Annotated in this window: 11 protein-coding genes; 10 read left to right on the forward strand and 1 reads right to left on the reverse strand. The window is 62.6% G+C overall.

The features are described from left to right. Window positions 1-125: 125 nt before the first annotated feature. On the forward strand, window positions 126-1,538 hold the full coding sequence (locus O9Z63_RS17200; RefSeq protein ID WP_270126599.1) for an MFS transporter: 1,413 nt from the start codon (window positions 126-128) through the stop codon (window positions 1,536-1,538). A 110-nt stretch (window positions 1,539-1,648) separates the two neighbouring features. Here the strand turns inward: O9Z63_RS17200 and O9Z63_RS17205 are convergent, their stop codons facing one another. After that, window positions 1,649-2,056 carry a hypothetical protein gene (locus tag O9Z63_RS17205; RefSeq protein ID WP_270126601.1) on the reverse strand — a complete coding sequence of 136 codons (408 nt, stop codon included), beginning with the start codon at window positions 2,054-2,056 and terminating at the stop codon, window positions 1,649-1,651. Between the two features lie 349 nt (window positions 2,057-2,405). On the opposite strand from O9Z63_RS17205, the gene O9Z63_RS17210 reads away from it, so the two are divergent. From O9Z63_RS17210 to O9Z63_RS17250, 9 genes are all read left to right on the forward strand, one after another. Further along, entirely contained in the window at window positions 2,406-5,441 is a 3,036-nt protein-coding gene (locus O9Z63_RS17210) for a M16 family metallopeptidase (RefSeq protein WP_270126602.1), read from the forward strand. 134 nt (window positions 5,442-5,575) lie between these two features. Next, a complete protein-coding gene (locus O9Z63_RS17215) occupies window positions 5,576-5,980 on the forward strand; it encodes a hypothetical protein (RefSeq protein ID WP_270126603.1) in 405 nt (134 codons plus the stop codon). Next, window positions 5,934-9,347: a DUF4175 family protein gene (locus tag O9Z63_RS17220; RefSeq protein ID WP_270126604.1), complete on the forward strand. Its 3,414-nt coding sequence runs from the start codon at window positions 5,934-5,936 to the stop codon at window positions 9,345-9,347. Before O9Z63_RS17215 ends, O9Z63_RS17220 begins: the two co-directional genes overlap by 47 nt. Before the next feature lie 44 nt (window positions 9,348-9,391). Continuing rightward, entirely contained in the window at window positions 9,392-9,847 is a 456-nt protein-coding gene (locus tag O9Z63_RS17225) for an ATP-binding protein (RefSeq protein WP_270126605.1), read from the forward strand. Window positions 9,848-9,863: 16 nt separating this feature from the next. After that, window positions 9,864-10,349: an rRNA maturation RNase YbeY gene (gene ybeY, locus O9Z63_RS17230; protein ID WP_270126606.1), complete on the forward strand. Its 486-nt coding sequence runs from the start codon at window positions 9,864-9,866 to the stop codon at window positions 10,347-10,349. Window positions 10,350-10,571: 222 nt separating this feature from the next. Continuing rightward, window positions 10,572-11,300 (forward strand): GNAT family N-acetyltransferase, encoded by a 729-nt coding sequence (locus tag O9Z63_RS17235; protein WP_270126607.1) that lies wholly within the window; start codon window positions 10,572-10,574, stop codon window positions 11,298-11,300. Between the two features lie 308 nt (window positions 11,301-11,608). Further along, a complete protein-coding gene (mnmG, locus tag O9Z63_RS17240) occupies window positions 11,609-13,474 on the forward strand; it encodes a tRNA uridine-5-carboxymethylaminomethyl(34) synthesis enzyme MnmG (RefSeq protein WP_270126608.1) in 1,866 nt (621 codons plus the stop codon). A 329-nt stretch (window positions 13,475-13,803) separates the two neighbouring features. Further along, window positions 13,804-14,697, forward strand: a complete 894-nt coding sequence (locus O9Z63_RS17245; RefSeq protein WP_044015164.1) for a class I SAM-dependent methyltransferase — start codon at window positions 13,804-13,806, stop codon at window positions 14,695-14,697. Window positions 14,698-15,044: 347 nt separating this feature from the next. After that, window positions 15,045-16,664, forward strand: coding sequence for an Ig-like domain-containing domain (locus O9Z63_RS17250; protein ID WP_270126609.1), 1,620 nt, complete (start codon window positions 15,045-15,047; stop codon window positions 16,662-16,664). Window positions 16,665-16,864 lie beyond the last annotated feature (200 nt).

The raw sequence follows: 16,864 nt of genomic DNA on the forward strand, positions 1-16,864 counted from the left end.
TGGGGTAAATAGTGATGAGGCGACTATCATAGCGTCCTGTTCTTTCACCACTATCCACTTCATCACCATTCACCTCATCACCCCATCACCATCCTTCCCCAAAACTCCCCCAATTCTTTCCCCTGATGGCAACAAACGTAGCGGCTGCGCCGAGCATCTCCCGCGAAAAACCCCGCCTGAGCTTCTGGCAAATCTGGAACATGAGCTTCGGCTTTTTGGGCATTCAGTTTGGCTTTGCGCTGCAGAATGCCAACGTCAGCCGCATTTTTGAAACCCTGGGCGGCACCGAAATAGCCCTGTATTGGCTGGCCGCGCCGCTCACGGGCATGCTCGTGCAGCCGATTATCGGCTACATGTCGGACCGGACGTGGAGCCCGAAATGGGGACGCCGCCGGCCGTTTTTCCTGATTGGCGCTATCTTGGCCTCGTTTGCGCTGCTGGTGATGCCCAACGTGTCGGCGCTATGGATGGCCGTGGGCATGCTCTGGATCATGGACTCCAGCATCAACATCAGCATGGAGCCGTTCCGGGCGCTGGTCGGTGACCTGCTGCCGTCGGAGCAGCGCACCACGGGCTTTGCGGCCCAGACCTTCTTCATTGGGGTGGGTGCGGTAGTGGCCTCGTCGCTGCCGTGGATGTTTACGAACTGGTTCGGCATTGCCAATACGGCTCCGGCCGGCCAGATTCCGCCCTCGGTGAAATATGCGTTTTACCTTGGCGGCGTTATTTTCTTCCTGGCAGTGCTCTGGACGGTGCTCAACACCAAGGAATATCCGCCCGAAAACATGGCCGAGTTCGAGGAAGAGAAGCGGCGCACGGCCGGCTTCTGGAACGGCATCCGCGAGTCGTTCAGCGGCATCTTCCACATGCCCAAAACCATGGCCCAGCTGGCCATCGTGCAGTTCTTCTCCTGGCTGGCGCTGTTTTCGATGTGGATTTACACCACGCCGGCCGTCACGAGCCACATCTACCACACCACTGACGCTACTTCCAAGATTTACAACGAGGGCGCCGACTGGGTAGGCATCTGCTTTGCGGTGTACAACGGTATTTCGGCCATTGCGGCGCTGCTGCTGCCGGCTATTGCACGCGCCACCAGCCGCCGCTTCACGCACATGCTGTGCCTGGTAGCGGGCGGCCTGGGCCTGATTTCCATCTACTTCATCCAGGACCCCAAAATGCTGCTGCTCTCGATGGTGGGCGTGGGCATTGCCTGGGCTTCTATCCTGAGCGTGCCGTACGCCATGCTGGCTGGCGCGCTGCCCGCCAACAAAATGGGCTACTACATGGGCGTGTTCAACTTCTTCATCGTAATTCCGCAGGTGGTAGCGGGCCTGATTCTGGGCTTCTTCACCAAGTCGGTGTTCGGCGGCGAGTCGGTGTACACGCTGGTGCTGGGCGGCTGCTCCATGATTATTTCGGGCCTGCTCACGCTGCGCGTGCAGGACGCCGACGACATCCGGCTGCCTGCCAACTCTACTGCCGCTCCCGTCAGCGCCGGCTACGACGCACCGGTGCAAGCTGACCCGCGCGTGTGAGGCAAGCTGCCCGTAAACAAAAAGCCCCGCCTGATAAGTCAGGCGGGGCTTTTTGTTTACGGGCAGCGCAGGATTATAACAGACAGCGCGGCCTTATGCAGAATATGGGGCTAGCGGGCCTGCAGCCACGCCTGGGCGGTTTGTTCTTCGGTGAAGGCGCGCACGGCTACCGTGTCCAGCGCGTCGGTGGCCATTTCGTCGGCCAGGCGCTCGTTGAGCAGCTCGGCGTGGTAGGGGGCCACGAGGTAGGCTAGGCGGGGCCGGGTGCCAGGCAGCGCGGCCGCCAGCGAGGCCCGGAAGTTGTGCATCAGCCACCGGAAGTCGGCGGCGTCGGCCAGGCCGCGGCTGCGCAGGTCAATCAGCCAGCGGGTCACTTTTTCCTGCTCAGCCAGCTTCAGGGCCACGGCGTAGCCGTCGCGGTGCTCGGTGGAGGTAGCCGGCCGCGTCCAGCGCAGCACCAACTGGCCCAGATCAGGACGGTGGGTGAGGAGCAGATAATCGAGATTGGCAACGAGCATAGGGTGGGGGAGGAAGAACCACAAAGGTACGTAGCGCAAAGCCCAAACGTATAGCGCACCGATGAATAGTGCGTGAAGTCCGGACTGATTTATGGCGCCGGCACCTATGCCGGGAGCCTTTCCGAATCCGGAGCGTTGCATTTGGCCTTGCTTTTTCTTTGCTGTTTTTCCCGATATGAGTAACGCCCGCGGGCATTCGGTAGCCCTGCGGTGCCGGCCCAGCCGTCGGGCGCCTTTTCCCGCCACCAACGAGCGGGGCGCCCTGCACAGGCCGCGCCATGCAGCCCCGGCGTTGCGCGGCAGTCTATTGCGCGTATTTTCACGCATCCATTTACCTATTCCCTCCCCCATGACCTTTAAACCGCTTTGGCTGCTGAGCCTGGGCTTGGCCCTGACCGCACAACCAGTGGCTGCCCAGCAGAAAGCTGCGGCCAAACCTGCTGCGGCCTCGGCCACCGGCACCCGCCTCGTGGAGAAAGTGACCCGTAAGGGCTCCGAGCTGGTGATTCCGTACGAGAAATACGTGCTGCCCAACGGCCTCACCCTGCTCATTCACGAAGACCACTCCGATCCGCTGGCTCACATCGACGTGACCTACCACGTGGGCTCGGCCCGCGAAACCATCGGCAAGTCGGGCTTTGCCCACTTCTTCGAGCACATGATGTTCCAGGGCTCCGACCACGTAGCCGACGAGCAGCACTTCAAGCTCGTGACGTCGTCGGGCGGTACGCTCAACGGCACCACCAACCGCGACCGGACCAACTACTTTGAAACCGTGCCCAGCAACCAGCTGGAAACCGCGCTGTGGCTGGAAGCCGACCGCATGGGCTTCCTGCTGGATGCCGTGACGCAGCAGAAGTTTGAAGTGCAGCGCTCCACCGTGAAAAACGAGCGGGGCCAGAACTACGACAACCGCCCCTACGGCCTGGCCAGCGAGAATATCGCCAAGACCCTGTATCCGTACGGCCACCCCTACAGCTGGCTCACCATCGGCTACCTCGAAGACCTGGACCGCTCCGACGTCAACGACCTGAAGAACTTCTTCCTGCGCTGGTACGGCCCTAACAACGCTACCGTAACGGTGGGCGGCGACGTGAAGCCGGCCGAAGTGGTGAAGCTGGTGGAGAAGTACTTCGGCAGCATCAACCGCGGCCCGGCCGTGCAGAACATGAAGCTGCCCGAGCCCGTGCTGACCCAGGACCGCTACGTGAGCTACCAGGACAACGTGCGCTTCCCGATGCTGCAGATGGTGTTCCCGACCGTGCCCCAGTACCACCCCGACGAGGTGGCCTTAGACGCCCTGGCCGATATCATTGGCGGTGGCAAAACGTCGTTGCTCTACAAGAACCTGATCAAGACCCAGAAGGCCGTGCAGACGCAGGCCTATCACCCCAGCTCCGAGCTGGCCGGCGAGTTCACCATCGTGGCCCTGAGCCTGCCCGGCAAAGGCCTCGACAGCACCGAAGCGGTGGTGCGCAAAACCCTGGCCGAGTTTGAGAAGCGCGGTGTCAGCGACGACGACGTGGCCCGCTTCAAGGCCACGCGCGAGGCCAGCGTGGTGAACGGCCTGGCCAGCGTGAGCGGCAAGGTGAGCCAGCTGGCCGCCTATCAGACCTACGTGGGCAACCCCAACCGCCTGCCTCAGGAGCTGCAGCGCATCCGCAGCCTCACCAAAGCCGACGTGCAGCGCGTGTACAACCAGTACATCAAAGGCAAGAAAGCCGTGGTGCTGAGCGTGGTGCCGAAAGGCAGCAACGCCCTGGTAGCCAAGGCCGACAACTACACCGTGAGCAAGGACGGCTACAAAGCCCCCGCTACCGATGAGTACGCCAACCTGAAGTACGTGAAGGCCACCGACAGCTTCGACCGGGCCACGCAGCCGAAAGGCGGCGCCAACCCTGTGGTGCAGGTGCCGGCCGTATGGCGCACCGATTTCGACAACGGCCTGCGCATCATCGGCAACCGCAACGCCGAGATTCCGACCGTGACCATGCTGCTCAACATCAGCGGCGGCCACCGTCTGGAGCAGCAGAACCCCAACAAGGCCGGCATTGCCTCGCTCACGGCGGCCATGCTGGAAGAAGGCACCCAGAAGTACACCGGCGAGCAGTTTGCCGGCGCCCTGGAGAAGCTGGGCAGCGACGTGCAGACGTACGCCGGCGACGAAAACACGACCGTCGTAATCCGCAGCCTCACCAAAAACCTGCCCGCCACGCTGGCGCTGGTGGAGGAAATGCTGCTGCGCCCGCGCTTCGACCAGGCTGATTTCGACCGCCTCAAGAAGCAGACCCTGGAAGGCATTGCCAACCAGAGCACCCAGCCCGTGGCCATTGCCAACAACACCTACGCGCGCCTGCTCTACGGCCCCGGCAACGTCATGAGCATCCCGGCTTCGGGCTCGACCACGACGGTGCAGGGCATCACGCTGGACGAAGTGAAGCAGTTCTATCAGCAGAACTACGCCCCCAACGTGAGCTACCTGACCGTGGTAGGCGACGTGGACCAGAAAGACGTGCTGCCACAGCTGGGCTTCCTGAAAACCTGGGGCCGCAAGGCCGTAACCGCGCCGGCCAGCCCCACCGCCGAGCAGCCCGACAAGACGCGCATCTACTTCGTGAACAAGGACGGCGCCGCGCAGTCGGAAATTCGGGTGGGCTACCTCACGCCGCTCACGTATGACGCCACCGGCGACTACTACCGCGCCTACCTGGCCAACTACATCCTGGGCGGCGCCTTCAACTCGCGCATCAACCTGAACCTGCGCGAAGACAAAGGCTACACCTACGGCGCCCGCTCGGGCTTCCAGGGCACCCGTTTCGTGGGCCCGTACACGGCCCAGGCCGGCGTGCGCGCCGATGCCACGGCAGCCTCGGTGAAGGAGTTCGTGAAGGAAATCAAGAACTACCGCGACGGTGCCACCGACGAGGAGCTGCAGTTCCTGCAGGCCTCGGTGGGCCAGAGCGACGCCCTCAAGTATGAAACCGGCCAGCAGAAGGCCGCCTTCCTGGGCCGCTTGCTGGAGTACGACCTGCCCACCAACTACGTGAGCAAGCAGAGCGAAATCCTGAAGGCCCTGAAGAAGGAAGACCTGCAGGCCAGCGCCCAGAAGTACCTGCCCATCGACCAGATGTACATCGTGGTAGTTGGCGACCGGGCCAAGGCTTTCCCGGGCCTGGGCGAGCTGGGCTACGAAGTGGTGGAGCTGGACCTGAACGGCACCCGCGTAGCGGCCCCCGCTCCGGCTGCAGCTCCGGCCACCGCGCCTGTAGCTGGCGCACCGGCACCTGCTGGCGAGAAGGTGAAAATGGTGAAGAAAGACAAAGAGGGCAAGCAGAAGCGCAAGCAGAAAACCAACGCCGACGGCACCGCCGGCAAAGGGGAGTAAGCCTTCCTTCAGCGAATAAAAAAAGCCCGATTCCAGCTGGAATCGGGCTTTTTTTATTATTCCCTGTTGCCGGGAACTTCCCGAAGCGGCGGCGGGTTGACGCGTGCCTGCCGGCCCTACCTTCGCCCATTTCTATGACCCTGACTTCTCCGCCCAATCATCTGCACACGCTTGACGAGCAGGATGCTGTACAACAGCGGTACCTGCGCCGCATTTCGCCGGTCATAGGCTACATCGTGCTGCTGCTACTGCTGCTTTATGTGCTGTATAGCAGTCAGGTGCCGGTGCCGGTATCCAAAGGAAAGCCTGTCAAGAAGCCCTGGTCTATCAGCCAGGGCTTTTTTTATGCTGGCTGCCGCCAGAAGACCGGGACGCCTGGGCCGCGGCTTTCGGAACCGGCCCGCGCCAAACCCGGTTGTATCGGCACGGGGGCGTGCAGCCCACGCCGCTTAATCCGTATCTTTCCCCGGAGGCCATTAGAGGCCGTTGGATATGCCTGTGTCGCAAGAATCATCTGCTACTACATCTGCGTTGCGTGAAGTGCTGGCCCGGCTGGAGGCCTTCAAGCGTAAGTTCTACCTGAGTCTGCTGGTGCGCGGGGCCCTGGTGGCGGGCGCGCTGCTGTTAAGCCTGTTTCTGGTGCTCAACCTGCTCGAATACTTCCTGTACTTGCCCACCTGGGTGCGGGGCGGGCTGCTGTTCGGGTTTCTGGGGCTGGTGGCCTACACCTTCATGCGCTGGATCTGGCAGCCGCTGGCGGCCCTCACCAACCTGCGCCGTTTGCTGAGCGACGAGCAGGCCGCCCAGCGCGTAGGGGAGCTGTTTCCCGACGTGCAGGACAAGCTGCTGAACGCGCTGCAGCTCCAGGACCAGGCCCGGGGCAACGCCCTGATTGCGGCCAGCCTGGAGCAGCGCGCCGGCCAGCTGGCGGGCGTGCAGTTCGAAAACGGCATCAATATCCGGCAGCAAACCCGGCCGCTGTGGAAGTTTGTGGCCGTGCCGGCCCTCGTGATTATGGCCGTGCTGCTGGTGTATCCGGCGTTTTTCGTGCAGGGCACGGCCCGCATCCTCAACTACCGCCAGAAGTACGCGCCGCCGGCCCCGTTCCGGTTCATCATCGAAAACAAAGCCCTTACCGCTTTTAAAGGCGAAGATTTCAAGCTGCAGGTTTCGGTGGAAGGGGAGGCCCTGCCCAACGACGTCACGATTGAGTACGGCGGCCGCGAGCGGCACCTCGTGCAGGACCGCCCCGGCCACTTCAGCTACCAGTTTCAGCAGCTGCAGCAGGACGTGGCGTTTCAGCTGTCCGCCGCCGACGTCACCTCAGCCGACTACGACCTGCGCTTGCGCCAGCGCCCCAACCTGCGCGACTTTCAGGTGGACGTGACCTACCCGGCTTACCTGGGCAAGCCCGCCGAAACTATCCGCAACACCGGCAACCTCACTGTGCCGGAGGGCAGCACCGTGCGCTGGCGCTTCGCCACCCAGGCCACCGAGCAGCTCCAGCTGCTGTTCCGGAACCCCGACGTGACGCTGACCGCCGCCCGCGACGAGGACGCCTTCACGGCCACCCGCTTGGTGAGCCGTACTCAGAACTACGCCGTGCGCCTACGTAACCCCGCCAGCCTCAACCGCGACCCAATCGAGTACCAGCTCACGGCCATTGCCGACCAGGGCCCGGAAATCAGCCTGGAATCCTTCCCCGACACCACCTCGCTGCGCTACCTGGCCCTCGGCGGCAACCTGCGCGACGACTACGGCCTCTCGCGCCTGCAGCTGCACTACCGCATTGCCAGCAAGGCCCGGCCCAATGCGGCGTTTCAGGCGCGGGCGCTGCCGCTGGCGCGTGGGCCGGTGCAGGCCTACGCCTACCAGTGGGATTTGCGCCCCTTGAAGATGCAGCCCGGCGACCGGCTAGAGTACTTCGTGCAGGTCTGGGACAACGACGGCGTGCACGGCCCCAAGTCGGCGCGGACGCGGGCGGCGGAGTTCCGGCTGCCCAGCCGCACCGAGCTGCGCGAGCAGTTGAACTCGCAGGCCGAGTCGGTGCAGAGCCAGCTCAGCAAAGCCAGCGAGCAAAGCAAGAAGTTGGAGCGCGAGCTGGCCAAAAGCCAGGACAAGCTTAAGACCAAGCGCGACTTGAACTTCCAGGACCGCAAGCAGCTGCAGGACATGCTGCAGCAGAAGCAGCAGATGGACCAGCAGATGCAGGACATGAAGAAGCTGTTTGATGAGCTGACCCAAAAGCAGGACGAGCTGGACCCCAAAAGCCAGGAGCTGGCCGAGAAGGCCCAGGAGCTGCAGAAGCTGATGGAAAGCCTGCTCGACCCCGAAACCAAGAAACTCTACGACGAGCTGCAGAAGCTGCTGGAAAAGCAGCAGGACATGACCCAGCCCGACATGCAGAAACTGCTTCAGCAGCTCGAAAACAAGGAAAACACTTTGCAGAAAGAGCTTGAGCGCGCCCTCGAGATGTTCAAGCAGCTGCAGTTTGAGCAGAAGCAGGAAGCCGCCCTCGACAAGCTGGAGCAGCTGGCCAAAGACGAGCAGAAGCTAGCCGACGAAACCCAGAAAAACGACAAGCAGAACCCCGACAACAAGCTCAGCAACGAACAGCAGAAGGCCAAAAACGACCAGCTTCAGAAAGAGCAGCAGCAAAAGCAGCAGGAGTTCAACGAGCTGAAGAAAGACATGCAGGACCTCAAGAAGATGGACGACCAGCTCGGAGGCGAAAACGGCGCCGACGAGATGAAGCCCGAGCAAGAGCAGGTGGACGAGCAGATGCAGGACGGCGAGCAGCAGCTAAGCAAAAACCAAAACCAGAAAGCCAGCCAGAGCCAGAAGCAGGCCGCCCAGAAGATGCAGCAGATGGCCCAAAAGATGAAGCAGCAGATGAGCGAGGAAGAGCAGGACCAGCAGCAGGAAAACATCGACGACCTGCGCGACATCCTCGAAAACCTGCTCAAGCTCAGCTTCGACCAGGAGGCCCTGGCCAAGGACTTTCGCCGCGTTGACCAGAGCGACCCGCGCTTCGTGCAGCTCGGCCAGACCCAGCGCAAGCTCAAGGACGACGCCCGCGTGGTGCAGGACTCCTTATATGCTTTGGCCAAGCGCGTGTTTCAACTGCAGAGCTTTATCACGCGGGAAGTAGGCGAGATGAACGGCCGCATGGATGAAAGCCTCGACCACATTCGGCAGCGCGACGTGGGCCGCGCCACCGCCACCCAGCAGCAGGCCATGACCAGCATGAACAACCTGGCCCTGATGCTGAACTCGGCGCTGCAGCAGATGCAGCAGGAGCAGCGCGACAGCCAGAGCCAGCAGCAACAGGGTGGGGGCAAGCCCGGCAAAAAGAAGAAAAAAGGCAGCAGCCCCGGCGAAGGCCAGCTCGGCAAAATGCAGCAGCAGCTCAACCAGCAGATTCAGCAGCTGCAGCAAAGCGGCAAAACCGGCCGCGCCCTCTCCGAGGACCTGGCCAAGCTGGCCGCCCAGCAGCAGATGCTGCGCCAGGCCTTGCAGGAGCTGGAAAAGCAGCAGAAAGGCGGTAAGCCCGGCCAGAAAGAAGGCAAGGGCGACGCCGGCGGTGGCGGCACCGGCGAGGCGAAAAAATTAATGGAACAAACCGAAACCGACCTCGTAAACAAGCGGCTGACGGAGCAGACTATTATGCGTCAGCGTCAAATCCTTACCCGTCTGCTGGAAGCCGAGAAATCGGCTCGGGAGCGGGACCAGGAGGAGAAGCGTGAAGCCCAGACTGCCCAGACCCGCCCGCCCGTATTTCCGCCCGCCTTCAACCAGTACAAGCGCCAGAAAGACCGCCAGACCGAGCTGCTCCGCACCGTGCCGCCGGCCCTCACGCCCTACTATCAGCGGGAGGTAAGTGAATATTTTCAGAAAATGAAATAGCGACTCGCTAAGTTTGCGCCCCGCCGCCTCCTCACCACTACCTAATGAAGCAAGTTAAAATCCAGATTCCTTCCCTCGTCGAGAACATTCGCGTAGTGGAAAGCTTTATCGACAATTCGAAAGACGCCTTCCACATCGAAGACGATATCTACGGCAATATCATGGTGGCTGTCACGGAGGCGGTCAATAATGCTATTCGCCACGGCAACAAGTTCGATAAGGACAAGAACGTGTACCTGTCGCTGTACGCCGACCAGACCAAGGTGCGGTTTGAGGTAGAGGACGAAGGCCAGGGCTTCGACTACACCAACCTGATTGACCCCACGGCCCCCGAGAACCTGGAAAACCCCGGCGGCCGCGGCATCTTCCTGATCCGTCACCTCGCCGACGAGGTGGAGTTCCACAAAGACGGCCGCAACGTGCAGCTCACGTTCCTGCTGCCCGCGCCTTCCACCGATTCCGATTCGGCCGTTAATGGCGCCGAAGTACACTCCCACTAACCAGCCTGCCCCGGCCATGAGCGACCTGCCAACCCAGCACGACGACCAGGACGAAGACGACTTCGGCCCCAACGAGGGCTCGGGGATTGAGTTTTTGGTGGAGGACGTGGACTTCAAGGTTGCTGAGGCCGAGGAGCTGACCTCCTGGATTGAGCGGGTAGCCGAAGTGCATGAGTACGAAATCGTGCAGCTCACCTACATCTTCTGCTCCGACGAGTACCTGCACAAGATCAACGTCGAGTACCTCGACCACGACACCTACACCGACGTCATCACCTTCGACAACGCCGACGACGCTGACATGATCGAGGGCGACATCTTCATTTCGGTAGAGCGGGTGCGCGAAAACGCCGTTACCCACGGCGTATCGTTCCGCGACGAGCTGCACCGCGTGATGATTCACGGCGTGCTCCACCTGCTCGGCTACGCCGACAAGGACCTGCTCAGCCAGACCGCCATGCGCAAAAAAGAAGACGACTGCCTGCTGCTCCGCACGTTCTAGCCTGCACGGCCCTAATTGATTGAAACGCCCGCCATCTGGTGGGCGTTTTTTGTTGCACGGTGTAGAGACGCAATATTTTGCGTCTCGTCGTTGAACGACCGGAACCACGCTGCCTGCACAACCTCAGCAACGACGAGACGCAAAATATTGCGTTTCTACACCGTGCAACGTCATATTCGGCTTCGCTCTGCATGACGTTCTTCGTATCCTTGCGACTCTGCTATGTCCGCTACTCCGCAACCTATCCGCATCATTCCCGGCCCGGCGCTGGACTACTACCTGGCCCAGGGCTACTACCGCATGCACCAGGACCTGTTTACCTGCCGCTTTCTACCCATCGACGGTGGGCTGTACACGGTACACTGGCTGCGGCTGGAGCTGGCCCGCGTGCACTACGGCCCCGAGCAGCGCCGCCTGCTACGGGTGGCTGAGCGCTTTACCATCCAGCGGCGGCCGTTCCGGCTGACGGCTGAGCTGGAGGAGCTGTACGCGGCGTACCGGGCCTTTATCACCTTCGATGCGCCGCCTACCGTGGAGGCGTTTCTGCTGGCCGGCTCCACCCACAACGTGTTCAGCACGGAGGTGCTGGAAATCCGGGACGGGGCGCGGCTGGTGGCGGCGGGCATCTTTGATAATGGAGCCCGCACGCTGGCCGGCATCATGAACTTCTACCATCCCGAATACCGAAAATTCAGCCTCGGCAAGGTGCTCATGCTGCTGAAACTGGAGCACGCTCGCGCCCTGGGCCACACCTATTACTACCCCGGCTACGTGGTCCACAACTACCCCAAGTTCGACTACAAGCTATTCCCGTGCCCGGCCGCCACCGAGGTGTTCGACTGCCTGACCGGACAGTGGCTGCCGTTTTCCTGGCCGGAAGTCAACCGGCAGGCCGCCGAGCTACTGGCCGGCTGGAACGAGGACGACTTCGCGCCCGAGGACGAAGCATAAGCCCCGGCCGCGCAAAAACGCGCCGGTCTGCGTATCTTTGCCCACGTTTTGAGCGTGTTGCGTGGGGCGTTCAGCCACGGTTTTCCTGACAAAGCGCCTGCCAACCGCGGGCGTTTTCTGTTTAACTGTAGCGCGTCGAACAACGGAGTAGCGTGAAGCCTTTGCTTCGCGCAGCGTTGAACGACTACCGGGCTGAATATTGTTCACTACGGACGCCCTCGCAGCTTGGCGCTGTTATGCACGAAGCAAAAGTTTCGCGTCAGGCCCGCCAGAATCCGTGTAATCCGAGAAATTCGTCTAAATCCGTGATGCAACAAGAAGAATACGATGTCATTGTAGTAGGAGCCGGGCACGCCGGCTGCGAGGCTGCCGCCGCGGCCGCCAACATGGGCTCCAAGGTCCTGCTGGTGACGATGAACATGAACACCATCGCGCAGATGTCGTGCAACCCGGCCATGGGCGGGGTGGCCAAGGGCCAGATTGTGCGCGAGGTAGACGCGCTGGGCGGCCAGTCGGGCATCATCACCGACAAAACCATGATTCAGTTCCGGATGCTGAACCGCTCCAAAGGCCCCGCCATGTGGAGCCCCCGGGCGCAGTCGGACCGCATGCGCTTCGCCGAAGAATGGCGCATGACGCTGGAGCAGACGCCCAATGTGGATTTCTGGCAGGAAGCCGTGACGGGCCTCGTGGTGGAAGACGGCGTGTGTGTGGGCGTGAAAACCCAGATCGGCATCGAGTTCCGGGGCAAGTCGGTGGTACTCACCAACGGCACGTTCCTGAACGGCCTCATCCACATCGGGGAGAAGCAGTTTGGCGGCGGCCGCGCGGCCGAGAAGGGCAGCACTGGTATCACGGAGCAACTGATTGAGTTGGGCTTCGAAGCCGGCCGCATGAAAACCGGCACCCCGCCCCGCGTAGACGGCCGCAGCCTCGACTACAGCAAGATGGAGGAGCAGGCCGGCGACGCTGAGCCCAGCAAATTCAGCTACCTCGACACGCCCGCGCTGCGCAACCAGCGCCCGTGCTACATCACCTACACCAACTCCGAGGTCCACGAAATCCTGAAGGAGGGCTTCGAGAAGTCGCCGATGTTCCAGGGCCGCATAAAGGGTCTGGGGCCACGCTACTGCCCCTCGGTAGAGGACAAAATCAACCGCTTTGCCGACAAGGACCGCCACCAGATTTTTGTGGAGCCGGAAGGTTGGTCTACGGTGGAAGTGTATGTGAACGGCTTTAGCTCTTCGTTGCCCGAGGACGTGCAGTACCGCGCCCTGCGCAAGATTGCCGGCTTCGAAAACGCCAAGATGTTCCGCCCCGGCTACGCCATTGAGTACGACTTCTTCCCGCCGACGCAGTTGCAGCTTACCCTGGAGACCAAGCTGATCCAGAACCTGTACTTCGCGGGCCAGATCAACGGCACCACGGGCTACGAGGAGGCCGCCTGCCAGGGTTTGATGGCCGGCATCAACGCCCACAACAAGGTGCACAGCAAGGCCCCCTTCGTGCTCAAGCGCAGTGAAGCCTACATCGGCGTGCTCATCGACGACTTGGTGAACAAGGGCACCGACGAGCCCTACCGCATGTTCACGAGCCGCGCCGAGCACCGCCTGCTGCTACGCCAGGACAACGCCGACCTGCGCCTCACGCCGCTGGGCTACGAACTGGGGCTGGCCTCGGAGGAGCGCATGCAGCTGGTGCGCGAAAAGGAGCAGCAGACTAAGGAAGTAGCCAAGTTGCTGAAGAACTTCGGCATCGAGCCCCAGGACATCAACTCCTGGCTCACGGAAATCGGCTCGGCCGTTATCAGCGAGAAAACCCGCGCCGTAAACCTGCTGCGCCGCCCCGGCATTGATTTGCCGGCCCTGGCCCGCGTGCTGCCCGAACTCACCCTGGCTTTGGCCCCGTACCGACCCGACGCGCTGGAGCAGGCCGAAATTCTGGTGAAGTATGAGGCTTACCTGGAAAAGGAGCACCAGCAGGCCGCCCGCGTGCAGGAGCTGGAAAACTTCGTGATTCAGGGCCGCCTCGACTACACCGCCATGCCGGCCCTCTCGCACGAAGCCCGCGAGAAGCTGCTCAAGATTCAGCCCGAAACCCTGGGCCAGGCCAGCCGCATCAGCGGCGTGTCGCCTGCGGATGTGTCGGTGCTGATGGTGTACCTGGGGCGGTAGAATGGTGTCATCCTGAGCAACCAGCACGTCATTCCGAGCGGAGCGAGGGAACTCGCCCGAGGCTAACTGTCATTCCGAGTGCAGCGAGGAATCTCGCGTGCTGATGTTGGATTACCATTGCAATGTCAGCACGCGAGATTCCTCGCTCCGCTCGGAATGACGTTCTGATGGAATGACGTTCTTGCTAGTGACGTTCCTGTTATCAAAACCGGCCGCCGTTTCTTTCCGAAACGGCGGCCGGTTTGGTTTTGTACCTTCGCCTTGCGGCTGGCTTCTCTGCGCAGGCTGGTCGTCGCAATCAGCGGAATCAACATAATCAGCGAGCATCTGTGATTTACGAGCGTTTGGAGAAGTGCCCGGTTTGCGGCAAAACGGAGTTTCGCAACAAGCTGGTGGTCGAGGATAAGTCAGTCAGCAAGGAGAGTTTCGCCATTCAGCAGTGCGAGGCGTGCTCGTTCCAGTTCACCAACCCCCGGCCCGACGCCGCCCACATCGGCCGCTACTACGAGTCCGACGAGTACGTGTCGCACAACAGCGGGGCAGGGGGGATGATTAACCAGGCCTACAAAGTGGCGCGCTTCTTCACGATGCGCCGCAAGGTGGGCCTGCTCAATAAGCTGGCGCCGCGCAAAGGCCGCCTCTTCGACTATGGCTGCGGCACGGGCCACTTCTTGGCCGCCGCCAAGGCCGACGGCTGGCAGGTGGCCGGCTGGGAGCCCAACGCCCGCGCCCGCGAGGAAGCCAGCCACCGCGTGGGCCAGCCCGTCGGCACCGAGAGCCTGGTGACCTATCAGGCTGGTTCCTTCGATGCCATTACGCTCTGGCACGTGCTGGAACACGTTCATACCCTGAACGAAACCCTCACCCAGCTCATCAGCTTGTTGAAGCCCGACGGCGTGCTGCTAATTGCGGTGCCCAACGTGGATAGCCTCGACGCCCAGCACTATCGCCAGGACTGGGCCGCCTACGACGTGCCACGCCACCTCTATCATTTCAGCCCCAAAACCATGACCCAGCTGCTCAAAAAGCACAAGATGCAGGTGATGGAAACGCTGCCGATGGCCCTGGATGCCTATTACGTGAGCATGCTCAGCGAGAAGCACCGCGCCGAGCGCAACGGCGGCATGCTGGCCGTGCTGAAGGCCGGCTACAAGTCCAACCAGTACGCCGAGCAGCACGAAGGGCAGTATTCGAGTCTGATTTACGTGGCCACCAAACGCTGAGCTGATGCGCACGCCGGCGGCTCTGGTACTCGGACTCCTGCTGGCCGCCGGGCCTTTGTCTGGGCGGAGCGGTAGGGTAGGGGAGGGGCTACCGCGTTGGCAGTCAGCCAGTGTCACTCAGCCGCTGCCGGCGCATACGGCCCGGCCCCGGTCCGGCGTTAGGGTAGCCTCGTATACGCCCGATACCACCCGCCGCCCTTTTGCCGACACGCTCCAACAACGCCCCGCCTTGGTACCCGACCCGCCCACGCCGGCGGCCGAGGACGACGACAAGCCGACCCGCAAGACGGCGCTTTTTGCCGCCCTTGCGTTGGCCCTAATTACCATTTCCACGCTTCTGCTCTACAATGTCCGCTCGCGCTAGTTTCCTGTTCCTGCTTTCGGCCGCTGCTGGTCTGGCCGGTTGCGCTTCCATCAGCTCGCCGCAGGGTGGCCCGCGCGACACGGTGCCGCCCAAGCTGGTGCGCTCGGTGCCGGCCAATGGCGCCCGCAACTCCCGCACCCAGGTGGTGCGGCTGGAGTTTTCGGAAGCCGTGCAGCTTAAGGATCTGCAGAAGAACCTCATCATCGCGCCCACCATCCCCGACGACAACAAGTACAAGGTGCGCGAGGAGCGCAACGCCATTTCGCTGGTGTTCGACAAGCCCCTCGACGAAAACACCACCTACTCGTTCAACTTCGGCAACGCCATCAGCGACATCACTGAGAGCCTGCCCGCCACCGATGCCCGCGTGAGCTTCAGCACCGGGGCTGTGCTCGATTCGGGGGCCGTGGTGGGCACCGTGCGCACCCTGCTCACGCAGCAGCCCGCCGATGCCGCCGCCGTGCTGCTCTACCCCGAGGCCGACACCGCCGGCCTGCGCCGCGGCAAGCCCTACTACCTGGCCCGCACCGATAAGAGCGGCGCGTATAGCCTGCGCAACCTGAAGGCCGGCCGCTACCGCCTCTACGCCCTGCTCGACAAAAACCAGAACACCCGCTACGACGACGGCGAGAAGATTGCCTACCTGCCCCAGCCCATTACGGTTGGCGCCCGGCCCGATACCGTGCGCCTAGAGCTGGTGCGTCCCGATGCCCGCCGCCCCGTGGTGAGCGGCCAGCAGGCGGCCCCCACGCAGTTTCGGGTGAGCTACAACGAGGGCCTGCGCACGGTCGTGCTGGCTCCGCTCGGGGCGGCCGCCACCGCGCCTTTGGCCGAGGCCCTGCAGTTGCAGGAGCAGGGCCGGGCCGTGGCGCTCTACCGCACCGCCGCCCTGCAGGAAGGCCGCTACCTGCTGGCCGCCACCGACAGCGCCGGCAACACCAGCCGCGACACCATCAACGTGAAGTTTCAGGGCACGGCGCCCACCCGCCGCCCGCCGGTGTACTCGGTGGAAGGCAGCCCGCGCGAAGTGTATAGGCAGGGCGAGGTGCGCTTCGTGTTCACGGAGCCTGTACGCGTGGCGGCCAGCAAGCCTGCCGTGCTGCTGCAGGAAGATTCCACTACGCGCCGGGCGCTGCCGCTGGGCCCTGAGGTGAAGCTCAGCCCGGACCGCTCGCGCCTCACGGTGCTACTCAATACCAAAGCAAAAACCACCGTCACGCTCCGCCTCGATACCCTGAACGTCACGACCATTTCGGGGCAGCGACTGGGGGCCCGGCCGTTGCGGCTGCGCGTTACGGAGCAGTCGGGCACGGGCAGCGTGGCCGGCACCATTCAGACCAAGTACACGCGCTACGACGTGCAGCTGCTTGATGCGCAGGGCGCCGTGGCCGCTACCCTGGAGAGCCCACGCAACACCTTCCGCTTCGACCGGCTGGCCCCCGGCACCTACACCATCCGGGTGCTGATTGATGCCGACGCCGACGGCCGCTGGCGCAGCGCCGACCCGCTGCTGCTACAGCCTGCCGAGCCGGTGTACCTGCTGCCCCAGCCTGTGCAGATACGTGCCAACTGGGAAGTGGAAGACATCCGCCTAGCGTTCTAGCCGATATTCACGCCGCAACCTTGCCCTCGGGTTAGCGCCTGTTCCGTTTCAACGGCCAGACGCTAACCCGAGGGCTTTTTCGTGGCTGTTAGGGTGGCCCATAATACTGCAGCCATGATAAGCCCAGAGGGAGGAAACGTGGGTGTTCAGAGCCAGCAGCTCCGGTCCGGCGGCTTCATCACCTGCCGGGTCGGCCAGGG

The sequence above is a fragment of the Hymenobacter yonginensis genome (assembly GCF_027625995.1).
Classification (GTDB): Bacteria; Bacteroidota; Bacteroidia; order Cytophagales; family Hymenobacteraceae; genus Hymenobacter; species Hymenobacter yonginensis.